This is a genomic window from Ottowia pentelensis, from assembly GCF_964341695.1.
Genome location: NZ_OZ224513.1, coordinates 3,532,842 through 3,547,970 on the forward strand (window position 1 = coordinate 3,532,842; position 15,129 = coordinate 3,547,970).

At 65.9% G+C, this 15,129-nt stretch carries 14 protein-coding genes; all 14 read right to left on the bottom strand.

Annotated elements, in window-relative coordinates; all coding sequences use genetic code 11:
- Positions 1 to 11: 11 nt before the first annotated feature.
- Genes ACWHMB_RS17035 through ACWHMB_RS17100 form a run of 14 tightly spaced genes read right to left on the bottom strand, consistent with a single transcriptional unit; the run spans position 12 to position 15,128 of the window.
- Entirely contained in the window at positions 12 to 3,602 is a 3,591-nt protein-coding gene (locus tag ACWHMB_RS17035) for a hypothetical protein (RefSeq protein WP_447648623.1), read from the bottom strand.
- A 20-nt stretch (positions 3,603 to 3,622) separates the two neighbouring features.
- On the bottom strand, positions 3,623 to 4,033 hold the full coding sequence (locus tag ACWHMB_RS17040; protein ID WP_447648624.1) for a hypothetical protein: 411 nt from the start codon (positions 4,031 to 4,033) through the stop codon (positions 3,623 to 3,625).
- A 9-nt stretch (positions 4,034 to 4,042) separates the two neighbouring features.
- The gene (locus ACWHMB_RS17045) at positions 4,043 to 8,005 is read right to left on the bottom strand and encodes a tape measure protein (RefSeq protein ID WP_447648625.1); all 3,963 of its coding nucleotides are present in this window, start codon (positions 8,003 to 8,005) and stop codon (positions 4,043 to 4,045) included.
- Between the two features lies 1 nt (position 8,006).
- Positions 8,007 to 8,651 (bottom strand): DUF6441 family protein, encoded by a 645-nt coding sequence (locus ACWHMB_RS17050; protein ID WP_024542005.1) that lies wholly within the window; start codon positions 8,649 to 8,651, stop codon positions 8,007 to 8,009.
- Positions 8,626 to 8,835: a hypothetical protein gene (locus ACWHMB_RS17055; protein WP_447648694.1), complete on the bottom strand. Its 210-nt coding sequence runs from the start codon at positions 8,833 to 8,835 to the stop codon at positions 8,626 to 8,628. The genes ACWHMB_RS17050 and ACWHMB_RS17055 overlap by 26 nt, the downstream gene beginning before the upstream one ends.
- Positions 8,832 to 9,230 (bottom strand): hypothetical protein, encoded by a 399-nt coding sequence (locus ACWHMB_RS17060; RefSeq protein ID WP_218559714.1) that lies wholly within the window; start codon positions 9,228 to 9,230, stop codon positions 8,832 to 8,834. Before ACWHMB_RS17060 ends, ACWHMB_RS17055 begins: the two co-directional genes overlap by 4 nt.
- 11 nt (positions 9,231 to 9,241) lie before the next feature.
- Complete coding sequence (locus tag ACWHMB_RS17065; RefSeq protein WP_447648626.1) at positions 9,242 to 9,994, bottom strand: phage tail tube protein; 753 nt, start codon at positions 9,992 to 9,994, stop codon at positions 9,242 to 9,244.
- Positions 9,991 to 10,203 (bottom strand): DUF7210 family protein, encoded by a 213-nt coding sequence (locus ACWHMB_RS17070; RefSeq protein ID WP_447648627.1) that lies wholly within the window; start codon positions 10,201 to 10,203, stop codon positions 9,991 to 9,993. The genes ACWHMB_RS17065 and ACWHMB_RS17070 overlap by 4 nt, the downstream gene beginning before the upstream one ends.
- 5 nt (positions 10,204 to 10,208) lie before the next feature.
- Positions 10,209 to 10,655 (bottom strand): hypothetical protein, encoded by a 447-nt coding sequence (locus ACWHMB_RS17075; RefSeq protein WP_447648628.1) that lies wholly within the window; start codon positions 10,653 to 10,655, stop codon positions 10,209 to 10,211.
- Positions 10,656 to 10,659: 4 nt separating this feature from the next.
- Positions 10,660 to 10,962, bottom strand: coding sequence for a hypothetical protein (locus tag ACWHMB_RS17080; protein WP_069376976.1), 303 nt, complete (start codon positions 10,960 to 10,962; stop codon positions 10,660 to 10,662).
- On the bottom strand, positions 10,962 to 11,966 hold the full coding sequence (locus ACWHMB_RS17085; RefSeq protein WP_447648629.1) for a major capsid protein: 1,005 nt from the start codon (positions 11,964 to 11,966) through the stop codon (positions 10,962 to 10,964). The genes ACWHMB_RS17080 and ACWHMB_RS17085 overlap by 1 nt, the downstream gene beginning before the upstream one ends.
- A gap of 2 nt (positions 11,967 to 11,968) precedes the next feature.
- Positions 11,969 to 12,346, bottom strand: coding sequence for a head decoration protein (locus tag ACWHMB_RS17090; protein ID WP_004629291.1), 378 nt, complete (start codon positions 12,344 to 12,346; stop codon positions 11,969 to 11,971).
- 1 nt (position 12,347) lies between these two features.
- Positions 12,348 to 13,580: a S49 family peptidase gene (locus tag ACWHMB_RS17095; protein WP_447648630.1), complete on the bottom strand. Its 1,233-nt coding sequence runs from the start codon at positions 13,578 to 13,580 to the stop codon at positions 12,348 to 12,350.
- 33 nt (positions 13,581 to 13,613) lie between these two features.
- Positions 13,614 to 15,128 (bottom strand): phage portal protein, encoded by a 1,515-nt coding sequence (locus tag ACWHMB_RS17100; RefSeq protein WP_447648631.1) that lies wholly within the window; start codon positions 15,126 to 15,128, stop codon positions 13,614 to 13,616.
- Position 15,129: the final 1 nt, after the last annotated feature.

Genomic DNA, 15,129 nt, shown 5'->3' on the forward strand with positions numbered 1-15,129 from the left:
ATTCCTTCGGTTCAAGGGGTGTCGACGTCGCCGCGAATCAGCAACGTGAACTGGTCGTCGGGCACGGACTCCGGCCCCTGCTGGACGGTGCGCACCACCCAGACCGGGAACTGGCTGCCGATGGTGTTGAAGCGCAGCACGTTGCCGGTGGCCCAGCCGTTGCCCCAGCCAAGCGCGGGCAGACGGAAGTACGGCACGCCGGTCGCCGGGTTGTTGGGGGCGCAGTCGGCACTGGTATTGCCGGTGGCGATCACACCTACGTTCTCGCCGATGACCTCGAACGAGGTGCTGTTGGTCATCCGAACCACCCAGCGCTCGGTGAGCGCCCCGCGATTGGTGACCGTGATCGGGTATTGCGTGTGGTTGAAGGTGGCGGTCGCGGCGCTGCCGATGATTTCATCCGACCAGCTGCCATTCCAGGTGCTCTGATCGAACACGAGGTTCACGCGGGCGAACAGATCACCGGCCACCAGCGCGCTGGAGACGAAACTGCCAGAGACCGGATCGCCGGCACTGGCCAGCGGATAGGCGTGCGTCAGCGGGCGCGTGAAGCTGATCTCGCCGTTGATCTGCACGTCGCGCACCACGGCCATGTCCTCGATGCGGTGCTCGATGGTCACTGGCTGGCTGTAGCCGGTCACGTCGGTGAACGTGACGGTGCCTGCTTCGAGATCGGTAACGTAGCCTGTGTGGATCACCACGCCGTTGTGGCCGACCACGCGCACGCGCGAAAGACGCACCCGCGCGCAGTCGATGGTCTGGCCGTTGCTGACCGAGGCAGTGATGCGACCGGTGTGGCCGACGACGGCGAAGCCTCCCGGACGGAAGATCGGCACACGCCCGTCGCTGGGCAGGCGCACCGGATCGATGCCCAGCAGCGCCGCATCCAGGGGCAGATAGCTGTAGGCCACGGCGCTGTAGCGCAGGCTGGATGCCGCCACCGGCTCCGGCCGGAAGATCGTGCCATCGCCGCGCACGTTCTCGGCGTCGAACCACGGCTCGCTCTCATTGCCCGCCGCCGTGACCACGGTGCCAAACCGCACCCGCACGAGGCCGGTGTCGTAATCAACGCTGCCGATGACGCCGGACGCGGTGATCGTGCCGTCGATGCCTGCCGTCACGGTCTGTGTTCCACCCACCGCACGGGCGAACTGGATAGACAGCGATCCCGGGCGCAGTGGTGCAGCACCCGTGCGAAACACGTACTCGCTGGAGATATTCTCGCCCACCGTGGTCACGCAACTGGCACGCGCCCAGGTGTTGGACGCACCAGCCACCCATGAAGTGAGAGTCACTTCACCCGACAGATAGTTGATCGTGCCGCGCTGAACCCAGCCGCTGGGTGTGAATTCACGCAACGTGCCCTGACCGTTGTCCCCCCAGGGCCCATGAAACCCGCCGTTGTGCAGCACCACGGAGCCCGTCACGACCTGTGCATTGACGCCCGGCACCAGCCGAAACGACGGGCTGAACGCGAACGTCTCGCTGTGGTTGCTGGTCGAGCCCGCGCTGTTGTAGCGCAGCAAGACGCGGCCGGACTCGTCGTTCGGGTACATCGACGGCGCGTCCACGTAGCTGATGCCGCCGTAGTTGAGGCGGAACATCTGGCCCACGCCCGATGCCCAGCCAAGGCGCTGCGCCCCGTAGACAGGACTTGGAATCTTTACAGTGACGTCGGGCTGGAACTGCACCGCCCCGGTGGCGTAGTTGACGCTGCCGATGACTTGACCTGCGCGCAGCACATTGCCCGCACCATCGTCGCGGGCGTATTGCGTGGGATCGACCCCGTTCCACAGGCCCAGCCCCATCGCCTGAATCTGCTGCAGCGTATAGACCCCGAGTACGGCGGTGTCCGTCAAGGTGTTCCACTCGATCTCCAATGAACCCGGCTCGATGGAGCCAAGGGTTGCAGTCACGGGCACCTTGCCCTGGCCATCGCGCGAGGGGTGCGCGAAGCTGTCTTCCTGCTTGGGGCCCGCAACATAGTCCACGGTCAGCAGTGCGCCGACGGGCGGCAGGACGTTCGGCGCGAAGCTCAAGAGGTTCCGCGCGACGTTCAGGTTGCCGGTGGCAGCGCCACTGAGCGTGCCGGAGGTGGTGGCGGACGCCGTGCGCGTGCCGGTGCCGCTCTCGTGTGGCCAGGTGATGGTGAGCGTCCCCGGCTGCACACTCTTTCCTTCGGGTGGGGCAAGCTGCAAGGCCTGCGATGCTTTCAGGACGATGGTCGGCTGCTGCGTTTCCTGGGTCGGCACGTTCCACGTCAGGATCAGCGATGAGCCTACGTCGGGCAGTGCCCCCAAGGTCACGACGAATGCCCCGGTGTTCTTGTTGAAAGTACCCGCGCCGTAGCTGGCATCCAGCCCTTTGAGGGAGCCATTGCCGCCATCCGACAGCACGTACCACCGGCCCTGCGCCATGTAGCTGATGGAGAGCGTGCCGGGCTGCGGCACCGGGTTCACGGTGCCGACGTAAGACTGGCTGCGCGACTCCGGCGTGACCGCGATCTCCGCGCTTTGCGGCGCGCGCTGCAGTTGTGCAGCAGGTGTGTAGGTGATGGCCTTGCTGCCCGACATCGAGCCGGAGTTCAGACTCAGGATGCCGTTGGCGTAGTCGATGGTGCCCAGCGTGCCGCTGGCGGTCTTGAGTAGGCCCGCATCGTCGAAGATCGTGATGCCGTCGGTGACGATGGACAGCGATCCGGGCAGGCAGCCGCCCGGCAGGTTGAATTTGATGCTGGTGTTCCAGGCATGGCTGGCCGTGTAGCTCACGGGTGCAGCGCCCGGTACCGGCAAACCTGCTGCGGCGTAGGGGGGCACGAAGGAGATCGGCGTCTCAGTCTGAGCGCTGGGCACGAGCTGCGTGTAGATGGACGCGCCCTTGATGGTGAAGTCGCCCACATTGGCAGCCTGCGTCAGTGGCACCACGCCGACGTAGGTGCCCGCGTCGGCCACCACCGTGTCGCGTACCTTGGTGCTGTTGGTTGCACGCGTGAAAGTTCGGCTGGCAGGCGAGCCCGTGAAATCAAAGCGCAGCGCGTCGCTGATGGCGACGGTGACGACCGCCGCCTTGTAGTCCTGGTCGGTGTTGTAGGTGAAGCTGCGTTCGACCACCGACACGGCGGTGGCGCGGATGTACTGCTCCTTCTGCGTGGGCAAGCCTTCGTTCTCGATCAGGACGAGGGTCTGGCCGACGTTGGGCACGGCGTCGCTCGAGCGCTGGAACAGTTGCACCACGCGTTGGCCCGCGATGTGGTTCTCGAACAGGTAGCCCGCCCATTCGGGGCCCTTATTGAGGTAGGCCTCGATGCGGGTCTGCGCCTGCTCACGGGTGTCGAAGGTCTTGCGGGTGGAAAACAGCGTGACGCTGACGCGCTCGTCCTGCGGCGGCTCGGCCACGATGACGTTGGCCCCGAAGTAGGTGTCGGTATCATCCGTGGCCACTTGCACGAAGCTCTTGCGCAGGTTGACACGGCCTCCGGCGCGATCCAGCTCGGAGATGTCGGGGAAGATGGCGTTCGATACGCCATCGGCAATCACGAGGCCCGTGGGCGCACCGCCGCCCTCGGGCACGTCCGCCATCACGGCGGACTTGAGCAGCTTCACGTCGCCAGATTGAATTGGCATCAGGCAATCTCCAAAAATCGAAGGGTCAGGCGGTAGAAGTCGTTGCCGGATCGCGCCGGGATGCCCAGCACGGGTTCGGCCTCGATGGCGACCTCCTGGTGGCGGAAAGCGACCGTGAAGACCCGGCCATCGGCGAAAGTCAGTTCGAAGCGGCCCGTGGCTTCACTCACCGCCAGCGCAGCCCACGCGCGCAGTTGCTCCACGGCGGCACGCGTCACCCAGGCCATATCGGGTGCTCCCACCAGGGTGATCGGGCGTCCTGCCTGCCGCGTCGCTGACTGAATCAGCAACGCTCCGGTAATCAGGTAGGAAGTGCTGGCCACCGCAGGCGACCACGCGTGTTCGTCCGCCCACAGCAAGTCGTCGGGCAATGGCAAAGCCACCCCGGTGGCGAGGTTCTTCAGTTGCATCAGGGAATCTCAGACAGTGCGGGCGCGGGCGGCGTCGAGCAGTTGCAAGAGGCGCGCTTCATCGCGCGCATCCACCGTGGCGTTGACTTTCTGCTGTCCCGCAGACAGTTCCACGCGCACGGTGCGCGACGGGCCGCTGTCACTTGGAAGCAGCGGGCTCGACAAGGCAGAAGCGGCGGGCCGCACCAGTCCGCCCGAGGCAAAGCCCTGAATGCCCGCCAGCGCACGCCCGGCCAGGGCCTGCGCCGGGGCAGACAGGTTGTTGATGGCTTCAAAGAAGCCCACGCCAAGGCGCGCCACCGCCGATCGGTTGACCACGTACTCACCCGGAGTGAGCATTGCTGGCACAGTGTCGGATTTCGCCAAGCCACCGCGCCGGTAAAACTCGCCCTGGTTTTGCTCCATGTAGTCGATCAGCTCGCGCTCCAGGTCTTGCTTGCTGTGATTCATGGCCCATTTCCAACGCTCAATAATCGCTGACAAAGCGCCCTGCTCTCGGCTCGTCAAGGTCTTGAGCGACTCCAGGCGTTCGAGCACAGGCTTGTCCAGATTCCACATCTTCGACCAGTGATTGCGCGTAGCCTGGTTGGCAATCGGGCCGCCCCAACTGCCCGTGTTGATGCTCACCATGCCCAGTTCCATCATCTTTTGCGCCCGAACAACTTCGCGGTTTTTCTTCGGTTTTTCACCCCTCACAAAGCCGCCGGTGGCAAAGTGAGCGACGCTATTGGCCAGCCGCGAGAGTGCTCCGCTGCCGTACTTTTGCACCGCCGCCTTGCGGATCACGAACGCACCGGCCTCCAAGGTTCGCGGCACGGTGTCGTGGTGGCCGGAGCCGGGCACCGTGCCACCGCTCATCCGGGGAAAGGCCGGAGCCACCGCACCGCCGTCGGCGAAATGGCGCACGCCGCCACCGACCAGACCGCCGGTGGCGTTGGTTTCCACCTTTTTGACGTAGATGGTGTGGGTGCTGGAGGTGTTCGCCCCGTTCAGGCTCATGATCTCGGCACGGGCGGCATCCGCATTGGTGCTGACCTGGTGGCGCGACTCGGTCTGGATGCGATCCAGCGCCTTGATCATCCCCTCGACATTGGTGATGGCCGCCTGCGCCTTCTCGGTCGCCACCTTCAGCTCGAACTGCGCGTTCTGGTCAGCGTAGGTCTTGAGCTTATCCAGTGCCTCCTTGGCCTTGGACACATCGGCATCGACCGGCAGCGTCTTGCCTTCCTTGAGCAACTGCTCGTATTCCTTGAGCTTCTTCTCCGCTTCCTGCAGATCGGCCTGGATCTGGAGCAGGTATTCCTTTTCGGCCAGCGCCTTGTCCAGCTCAGCGATGGCCTGGTCGAAGCGCGTGGTGTCGGCATCGAGCGTGAGTTTCAGACCGTCTTGAAGCTTGGATGTGATCTGGTCGATCTGGGTTTGCGTCTGCTCCAGCGTCTGGCGAATCTGGTCACGCGCGCTGAGCGCTTCGCGTGCAGCGGTCTGGTGCGCCTTGGCCTCGGCATCCAGCGTCTGGTTGAGGATTTCCTCAGACTGGCGGATGCGGTCGATAGCCTCACGCACGCCCTGTTTGCCTTGCACAGCCTGCACGTCGGCATCCTTGGCCTTCTGCGCCAGTTCCGCGCGCAACTGATCGGCCTGCCGCATCAAATCGGATGCCTGCTGGTACTCCTGCCTGCGGTAGGCCTCGCGCGACTGCGCTTCGAGCTGCGTGACCTGCGACACCGCCTGCTCGGACTGCTTGCGGGCCTCTTCGGCGCGCTTGGCCTCGTTGGCCTGGCTGGTGGCCACCTGCGCGGCCATGTCCATCGCCTTCTGCGCGAGCTGGCGAGCAAGCTCCAACTCGCCGTTGGCCAGCGCCCGGCGCGCCTGCTCCTGCATCTCGGCGATCTGGCGCTTGCGATCCTCGGTGGCCTCGTACTCCGTCATGCCCTGACGGCGGATGTCGCGGATGCGCTCCTCCGTGGACATCGACAACTGGCGCTTGGCTTCCTCAATGCGCTGCACCTCCGCCAGATGCCGGTTGGCCTCGGCGTTGAGGGCGTCGATGTGCTGGCGGTACTCGGAGAGCGCCTGCGCCAGGGTCTGGCGCTTGGTGGCGAGGATGTCGTTCTCGACGCGCTGCACGTTGGCCCGGCGCTCGTCCTCGGTCTGGCCTTGCCGGGCGGCGGCGTCCTTGCGCGCCTGCGTTTCCTGATCGATCAGGCCGAGTGTCTCGGTCGTGGCCTGACGGCGCAGGGTCGTCTGCTGCGTCAGCGCCTCGGTAAGCAGCTGCGTGGACTTGGTGATCTTGGCGGTTTCGGATTGCTGGGTGCGATCCAGTTCCGCCTTCTCTTGGTCGTAGCGGTTCTTCACCGCCTGCACCTGCTGGGCGAGGCTGGCCTCGACGATGGACGTCAGCCCCTTGTAGGCTTCGGCCATCTTGGCGGTGGCATCGTTGACTTGCGCCTGTGCCTTGCCCACCGCCTGTTCGACCTCGCCCAGCCGGGACTTGAGCTTCTCCAGCGCGGCGTGCACCGCCTCGATGCCGCGTCCGACCGCTTCCTGCGTGCCCTGGCGCACGGCTTCGAGCCGCTTGGCGATTTCCTCGGCTGCGGTCGCGGCGGTGTTCATCGCGCCTTTGGCTGCGTTCGCACCTTCGGTGGCGTCGGCGTACATCTCAGCGAAGATGCGATTCATCTCCGCGAGCCGCTGTTCGTGGCGCCTGGTGGCTTGTTGAATAGTGTCGGATGTGAAGATGGCGGCGAACACCTCCCACTGGAAGCGCAGGTGCTCGATGCCCTTCATCAGCACCTCGACCATGAAGATGCCCGCCTTGCGGACGATCTCGAACTTCTCTGACAGCCACGTCCCAATCTCCCAGCCGATGATGGCCGCGCCGAGCACGCCGAAGGCCACGCGCAGCTTGCCGACCGTGGCGATGGCGTTCGACAACGACAGGTTGGCCGTTGCCCACGCCGCCGCCGTGGTGCTGGCGGCTGTCACCGCTGCCGCCCCCGCCGTCTGCCACGCGATGATCAGCGCAGGGATCAGGCGGTAGACCAGCACCGCGAGGCCGACCTCGGCGATCCGACCCAGCCACTTCATCACCGTGTCCAGGTTCTCCGACAGCCACGTCAGCGCCTCGGCGAGCTTCTTGGTGAAGCCGGTCGATTCGTCAAGTTTGCTGATCCACTGGCCGAAGGCGTTCGACAGGCGCGTGAAGGCCTGACTGACGGTCACCGGCAACTGCGCGTACTCGGCGGCCAGCTTGTCCTTCTGACTCATCAGCGCGTTGACCACCACGTCGGCGGTGAGCCGCCCTTCTTCGGCGAGCTTCCTCAGCCGTCCGATGGGCACGTTCAGACCATCGGCGAGCGCCTTGGCCAGACGCGGGCTGTTCTCGACGACGGAGTTGAATTCCTCGCCGCGCAGCACGCCCGAGGCCAGCGCCTGCCCGAACTGCAGCAGGGAGGACTGCGCCTCTGTGGCCGATGCGCCCGAGATGCGTAGTGCTTGCGAGATGCTTTCGGTGAGCGAGAGGGCATCCTGCTGCTCGCCACCCAGCATCCGCACGGCCTGCTGGAGCTTGCCGTAGAGCGTGGCGGTTTCCTGGATCGGCACGCCGATGCGCTGCGCGATGGCGAACAACTCCTTCTGCGCGACCGTGTATTCGCGCTGGCCTGCGGTGGCGAGCTTCAGGCGCGCGGACATCATGTTCCAGGCGTCGGCGATCTGGACGATCTCCTGCACCTTGCCCGCCGCCCAGTTGAGGGTGAGGAAGGCCAGCAACTGCGTCTTGGCCTTGGCGACCTGATCGCCGAAGGCGTTCATCCCGGCCTTGACCTCGGCCATCCCAGCGGCGGCCTTGTCGCCAGCGGTCTTGGCGTTTGCGCCAAATTCGCCAAGGCTGCGCTCGGCCGAATTGATGGCGCGTTTGAGCCCCTCGTCAGCCCCTTCGAGCGCAACAAGGATGGAAATGCGGTTTGCCATTTCAGTCCACCAGCCGCAACTGCTTCTCGATGCGGGCGGAGAGGCGCGGGATGCGCCCTGCGACGATGCGTTCGACGTTCAGACGCTTCTTGAGCTGCACGCGCGGCACCAGCACGGCAATGGGCACGTCCGCGCCGCGCTTGAGGCGCTTGACGCCCTCGGCCTTGCGGTAGCGGCGCTTGAAGCCCGACAGTGGCCGGTCGTGTTCCTTGATGTTCTCGGCCATCAGCACGATGTTCCCCTTGGCGTTCTTGATGAAATAGGCATTGCCACCGCGCATCAGCTCGGCGATCTGCGCCTTGAAGCGTTTGCGGCCCACGCGCCCGTGCAGCGGGATCAGCATCCGGCCACCAATGACGCCGCCACGCTCGTGGATGCCCGACCACGGGATGCGCGAGCCGACGTAGAGCGCGGGCAGCCGACTCCGATCCTTGTCGAGCACCTTGGCGGTGAAACCCTTGACGAAGGATTTCTTGACCACCGCCATCTGGCCTGCGACGTGGCTGCGCACGTCCTCTTTTAGTTCGGTGGCCTCACTGGCGATGCCGCGCGCGACCGCCTTCTGCACCTTCTCGCGGAACTCGCCGCCCCAGCGGCGCAACTGCGCCTGCGCGGCCTTGCTATCGATGCGAACCGAGATGCGCATGGTCTTGGAGCCTGTCGAGGGTCTGGTCGAGGTGGCGGGCGTCACCGCGTGCGCCGATGGCGATCAATGACAGAAGCCGTGCATCGCGTGCGACGTCCTCCCGCGCGGTGGCGGCGGCGAAGCCGCGCACCTGCGCCAGGGTGTAGTCGAGGATGTCCGGCAACCGGTGGCCGTGGGCGATCAGGTGCTGGACGGTGTCGAACCACCCGTGGCCATTGCTGCCGTCGCGCCCGTCCGCGCGATCAGCCCGTCGAGCCGAGGCATGACCGTCCGGGTAAAAAAATCGGCGTTGACCTCGATCACCTTGGCCGCCAGCAGGATGGCCTGGTCGGCATCGAGCGCGTCGACCCACGCGCGCGGTTTGCCGACGGCGATGGACACTGCGGTCAGCAGGTCGTCGCCGCGCTCGCCGAACAGTGCCAGCCAGTCGATGCCATCGCCGCCGATCTGCTGCATCACCGGGGTGATAGCGCGCAGGAAGGCGGGCATCTGGCCGACCTTGAGTGGCTTGATCGCCAGCGGCTCGCCATCGATGACCAGCTCCACCGCCTGCGGGATGAGGGTTTCCAGATCGCTCATGGCAGTCCCCATCACAGTTGCACGATGCGGCCAAACTGGCCGAGCACCGCGTCGTAGGGCTTGGTGGTGTCGGCCAGGAGCGAGCCTTCCAGCTCGAATTTGTTGTACTCGTCCGAGATGAAGGAGATTTCCTTCAGCGGGTCGAAGGCCACGCGGTACAGCTCCACCAGCACCTTGGCGTTGCCCTGCGCGGTGTTGATGCCTTCGAGCCGCAGGTAACGCTCGGGCAGTGCCTGCGCGAAGATGCCGATCTCGGTGGCGACGCCGTAGCTGTAAGCGGCCCTGAACGGCGCGGTGAAGCCGGTGGTATCCAGAAACTGGAGGGCACCGAAGTCGGTGTCGGCGGTGTAGTGCGTCCCCGCCGTCAGCGTCGCGGGCGTGCCTGCCGAGTCGGTCACCACCAGCGCCGAGACCTTGGGATGGGCGAAGAAGTAACGGTCGCCGACCACCGGAGCCGCGCCGCCGATGGTTTCGGCGGTCACCGAGCCCGTGCTGCCGGTGACGTGGTTGCCGTACAGCGCTAGGGCGAGGTTTTCCTTGGTGAACTCCTCGATGGTGAGGTTCACAGTGGCCGATTTCTGCTTGACCATCCGGTGATCCAGCGAACGCTGACCGGTCTGGCTCTCGTAATGCTCCAGCACGTCGGTCTTGAGCGAGAGCTTGAGCTCGGCGACGTTGCCCGGCGAGCGCACTTCGATGGGCAGGCCGGATTCGTCGCGCTTGCCGAGGAAGACGCGGCCCTGAAAACTTGCGTAGGTGCTCATGATTTGGATTCCTTGCGTTGGATGGTTTTGGGTTCGAGGGGCGTGCCGTCGCCTTGCGACTGCGGTACAGGAGCGGGCTGGTGGTCATGGCGGGCGATGCCGTTGGCGATGAGCCAGTCGGCGGTGCTGCCATCCACATCGAGCCGTTCGCCCGCCTTGTGGGCTTGGCCCGCGTGGGTGTGCGGGTGAGTCAGAACGATGAAAGTCATGGGTGTCATCCTTTGCCTGAAAGGTCGGTGTCGAGCGTCCGGTAAGTGATCGCGTAGCGCGCCGGGATCGTGGCGGCTACGGCATCGGCGTCCTCGACGTCCCACTCGCATTCCTGCTCGCGGATGCCCAAGGCAAGGCCACCCAGATTCCGGTCGGCCAGCAGCGCGGCGTGGGCGGCGGTGAGCAGCCGGTCGGCCTCTGTCTCGGGAATTGCGGGAGGCACCGCGCGGGCCAGCGCGACGAGGCGCACCGTGAGCTCACGCGTCACGCGGTCGTTGGCACGCTCGGTGATGGATTCGGACTCGGGAAACACCACCAGCGCCGGGCATTGCTCCCGGCTGATGGCCACCGTGGGCGAGCGGTGTAGCGTGGCACCGAGCGATTCCACCGGCGTGCGGACAGCCGCCATCACCGCGAGCAGAATCTGTTCGCGGATCGAGTTGCCGGACACGGCACTACACCCGGGTGAGCTGTGCGCGCATCTCCGAGCCGTCGCCCACGGCCCGGGTGCTACGCACCTGATAGATCACGCCATCGATCTCGACCGCCTCGCGCGGAACCAGCCCCAGGAACACCGAGGCCGGATACGACATCTGATAGTCGGTGGTCGAGGCCAGGCCGTCGAACACGGTGTCGTCCGGAGCGGCGAAGCCAACCGGGTGGCGCTGCGCTGTCGTGCCGTCCGAAGGACGCCAGAGGCAGTCCTTCAAGAGCCCGGCATTGGCGGCCGATTCGTAGATCTGCTCGACGAGACTCATCACGCCACTGTCAACTTCACCAGCACGCCCGGACGATGGCACATCGGCAGCGGGTTGGACTGCGTGTGCAGATCGGTGCCCCGGTCGAACTTGCACGGCTCCTGCTTGGCGTACAGCGGCTGGCCGACCGTGTTGACGGTTTCGTTGAAATCCGCCGGTGCGAAGTAGGTGCCGAAGGTGTCGATGGTGCCCAGCGGGAAGGCATGAGCCTCGCCAGCGGCGATGAAACGGCGTGCGGTTCCGCTGGCATCGGTGGCCTGACCCCGGTACTCCTCGAAGGTAATACCGCCGTAGGTGAAGCCGCGACGCACGTCGTTGATGAGGATTGCCCCGTTCTGCCAGTTCTCGAAGGCCTTCTCGACCTTGGCGTGGCCGGTGAGCGCGGCGAAGAACTCCGGCGAGCACAGGCAATGGACACCATTCATGAACTCGCCTTTGAGGTTCTCCTCGATGGTTGCCAGCACCGTGGTGCACTTGGCTTTCACATTGGTGCCCGCCGTGCCCAGCTCGAAGGCCACCGCCTGCTGGGTGATATCGAAGGCATCGAACAGGTCGTAGAGAACCGAGCCGTCCGCGTCTAGGATCACGCCCTTGAGCGCACCCATGCGCAGGTGCTCCAGCGTGATCGCATGCTTGTTGCGCATCGTCTCCAGATGGCGCGCGATCACGCCTGCCACCGTCTCGGTTTCGGTTTCCGAGCCGAAGGCACGGATGCCTTGGACTTCCTCCGGCAGCACCACGTCGTCGTGCGGGATGTGCGGCACCACGAAGGAGCGCAGCTTGCGTTTTCCACGCACGCCAACCGTGCCGGGTGAACCCGGTGGCAGCGTAGGCAGCAAGTTGAGCACGCCGTTCATTTCCTCGACGACGATCTGGCGCTGCCGTACCGGCTTGGACGGCATCAGGTTCAGTTCTTCCAGACGCCCGTAGCGGTTGGGCAGGATGTTGATGGCGGCGGTCAGCGCCGTCATCGAGAAGGCGGGATTGCTGAATGGGTTGTTCATGGTCAGGCTCCTTGGCGAACGAGCACGCCCAGCGCCTTGAGCTGCGCAATGGCGGTGAGTTTTTCGGCGGTGGTGATGGCGTCGGGCCACGCGAGCGCGTGGTGGGCGACGATGGCGTGGCGCGCGACGACGAGACCGTCGTCACGGTCGATCAAGGTGGCGTCGCAGGCCTGTAGCAGCACGCCAGCGGCGACCTGCGTGCCGTCTTCTGCGGACGGATCGAGCTGTTTGAACTTGGCCGTTGCGGTGACGATGCCGACCACCGTGCCCAGCGGCAGGTTCTGGCCCGAAGCGACCGTGACGCGGTCGCGCGAGTAAAGGTTGGGGGCTTCGTACTTGAGCAGGTCGCCCAGGTTCAGAGGTTCGGCGAGAGCGGGCATCTCAGATCTCCTTCTTGTTGGATTGCGCTGCGATCTGCTTGGCGGCGTCGATCAGCGGATTGCTGGCCACAGGGCGCGCGGCATCGGGGGCGATGCGGCTGGTGATTTCGGGACTGGCTTCGGCCTGCGCCGCAAGCAGTCGGCCGCGTACCGTGGCAGGTGCGGTGTTGGTTTCGAGGAAGCCCGCGATCAGGTCGGCGCGACCGGCGAGCGTGCAGGTCTGCGCGATCTCGATGGCGTCGGCCACACTCAACGTGGTGGCGGCGGACGGTTGAGGAGGACTGCCAGCAGGATCAGCAAGAGGCCGATCAAGAGCAGCGGGGTCGGATCGTTCATTCATGGAAGACTCCATCTGGTGGTTGCGAAGAAAGCCCGCTTGGCTGGCCGGAGCCACCTGAGTCGGGAGTGGGGAAAGCGATTGCGTGAGCTGGGCGAGCGCGTCGTCGAGGCTGCCGACGGCATCGGCCAAACCGGTGGCGACGGCGTCCGGGCCGAAGAACAGACCCGCTTCCGTGGCGCGCACGGCGTCCGCATCGAGGCCGCGATGGCGCGCGACCGTCTCGACGAACAGCTCGTAGACGCGATCCACCTCGGCCCTGAGGACGGCGTGTGCTTCGTTGGAGATCGGTTCGTGCGGGTTGAGGTCGTTCTTGCGTTCGCCCGCGAACACGGCGGTGTAACGAACACCGTCCTGGGCGTCCTTCACCGACTGATCGACATGCATGGCGATGACGCCAATAGAGCCGACGCCGCCGGTGCGCGCGACGAACACCCGGCTGGCAGCGGACGCCAGCGCGTAGGCGGCTGAGAAGGCCATGTCATTGGCCACGGCCCAAACCGGCTTGATCTGGCTGGCGGCGCGGATGCGGTCGGCCAGATCGAACACGCCGCCCGACTCGCCACCCGGCGAATCGATGTCGAGCAGGATGGCCGACACCTCCGGATTGCCGATGGCGGCATCCAGTTGCGCGGCGAGCCCCGCGTAACTGGTCAGCCCCGACTCGGCCTCCAGCCCCACGGTGCGGCGCACCAGCGTGCCGTGGATCGGGATGACGGCCACACCGGGCGGCGACCCGGACATCGCACGTGTCGGCGGCGTGTAGCCAGGGGCTGCGGCCAGATCGGCAAGGCCGATGCGCGCACCGAGCACGGAGAGAATGACGTCGAGTTTCGGGCGATGGATCGCCAGCGGCACGCCGAAGAGGCGCGCCGCCAAATGGGGTAGCACGGTCATGGGAATCCTTGTGGAAGGCGGTCTGGCGGCCGGTCAGGAAGACGTTTGGCTGCCGGTGGCGTCAGGCACGCTGGCGTTGCGGTTGGGTTCGGCACTGCCACCGTCCTTGGACGTGTAGCGGGGGTCGGAGTCGAAAATCAGGCCGAGGTCGTCGGCGCGCTTGTTGTCGGCGGCGATCTCGCGGTCGACGTCTTCGGCGTCGTACCCATTGGCCGAGATGGCTTCCGAGCGGCTCATTAGGCCCGCGCGGATGGCCAGCAACATCGCCTTGAATTCCTTCTCGGGATCGACCCACTGCCAGCCCTGGGGAATCCACTTCACCGCGAGGTACTGGCGGCGACGGGCTGGCCCGCCACGCGCGAAGCCCGGCGCGTCCAGCGCCCCGGCGAGCACAGCCTGCTTCATCCAGGCTGCCCACACCGGACGGCACATCTGATGCACCAGCACCCCGTGCTGCACCATCTCGCAGCGACGCCGGAACTCCAGCATCCCGGCGCGGATGGAGGAGTAGTTCACGCCGGTCAGATCGCCGGTCAACTGCTCGTAGGTGATGCCAATGGCGGCGGCAACCGCGCGGAACTGGGTGCGCAGGAATTCGGAGTACGAACCGCCAACGTCAGCCGGATCGGAGAACTTGATGTCCTCGCCGGGCTCCAGGATCTGCAGCGTGCCGGGCTCCAGACCGGCGAGTGCGATGCCGTCGTCGTTCGCGGCGCCTTCGCCCATCAGGTTGTCCTCGGGGCTCTGGCGGGTCACGAAGCCGGCGAACATCGCGGCGGTCTTCTTGCGCACCAGCTCGGCGTCGTCGTACTGGTCCAGCTCGTTGAGCTTGACCAGGGCCCGCGACAGCCACGGCTCGCCGCGGATCTGGCCGGGGCGCAGCACGCGGTACAGGTGGATGACTTCGCGCGCATCCACGCGCACGGTCTCCATGCCGCCCTGGCCTGACATCGGCGCGAGCCGACCGTCCTCCGGATGCGAGCGGTACAGGTGGTAGGCGACGCGCCGACCCAGCGCATCGAACTCGATGCCCGAGCGCACAGCGTTCCCCGACGGCAGATCGGTATTGAGGTGGATCGGCAGGTGCTCCGACTCCAGCAGTTGAAGCTGCAAGGGCACGGCCAAGCCGTCCTCGACACGGCGCGGGCGCAGCCGGATCAGGCATTCGCCGCCTTCGAGCATCGAGCGGCAGGCCAAGGCTTGCAGGCCGTAGAAATCGGTCTGGCCCGCCGCGTCGGCTTCCTCCGTCCAGTCGCGCCACAGCGCCTGCACGTCGGCCTTGAACCGTTCGTCGCCCGACAGGCTCTGCGGTTTGATGCCGGTACCGACGGCGTTGGCGACGAAGGCGTCGAGCGCGGCCTGCGCCCACGCATTGCGACGCACGAGGTCGCGGCTCTTGATGCGCAGGTCGGTGTGGGTTGCCAGCATCGCGGCGACAGCGCCGGGATTGCCGGGCATCCACGCCAGCGAGCGTCGGCCCCGGCCTGCGGCTTCGTGTACCGGCGAGGCACCGAACAACCGGCGCACGGTTTGGGAGAACCACGCCATC

Excerpts from the sequence above, each read along its gene's own strand:
- ACWHMB_RS17050 (WP_024542005.1), bottom strand. The coding sequence starts at position 8,651 with ATGCGCATCTCGGTTCGCATCGATAGCAAGGCCGCGCAGGCGCAGTTG.
- ACWHMB_RS17065 (WP_447648626.1), bottom strand. The coding sequence starts at position 9,994 with ATGAGCACCTACGCAAGTTTTCAGGGCCGCGTCTTCCTCGGCAAGCGC.
- ACWHMB_RS17085 (WP_447648629.1), bottom strand. The coding sequence starts at position 11,966 with ATGAACAACCCATTCAGCAATCCCGCCTTCTCGATGACGGCGCTGACC.
- ACWHMB_RS17045 (WP_447648625.1), bottom strand. The coding sequence starts at position 8,005 with ATGGCAAACCGCATTTCCATCCTTGTTGCGCTCGAAGGGGCTGACGAG.
- ACWHMB_RS17090 (WP_004629291.1), bottom strand. The coding sequence starts at position 12,346 with ATGCCCGCTCTCGCCGAACCTCTGAACCTGGGCGACCTGCTCAAGTAC.
- ACWHMB_RS17095 (WP_447648630.1), bottom strand. The coding sequence starts at position 13,580 with ATGACCGTGCTACCCCATTTGGCGGCGCGCCTCTTCGGCGTGCCGCTG.
- ACWHMB_RS17080 (WP_069376976.1), bottom strand. The coding sequence starts at position 10,962 with ATGAGTCTCGTCGAGCAGATCTACGAATCGGCCGCCAATGCCGGGCTC.
- ACWHMB_RS17100 (WP_447648631.1), bottom strand. The coding sequence starts at position 15,128 with ATGGCGTGGTTCTCCCAAACCGTGCGCCGGTTGTTCGGTGCCTCGCCG.
- ACWHMB_RS17040 (WP_447648624.1), bottom strand. The coding sequence starts at position 4,033 with ATGCAACTGAAGAACCTCGCCACCGGGGTGGCTTTGCCATTGCCCGAC.
- ACWHMB_RS17060 (WP_218559714.1), bottom strand. The coding sequence starts at position 9,230 with ATGAGCGATCTGGAAACCCTCATCCCGCAGGCGGTGGAGCTGGTCATC.
- ACWHMB_RS17070 (WP_447648627.1), bottom strand. The coding sequence starts at position 10,203 with ATGACTTTCATCGTTCTGACTCACCCGCACACCCACGCGGGCCAAGCC.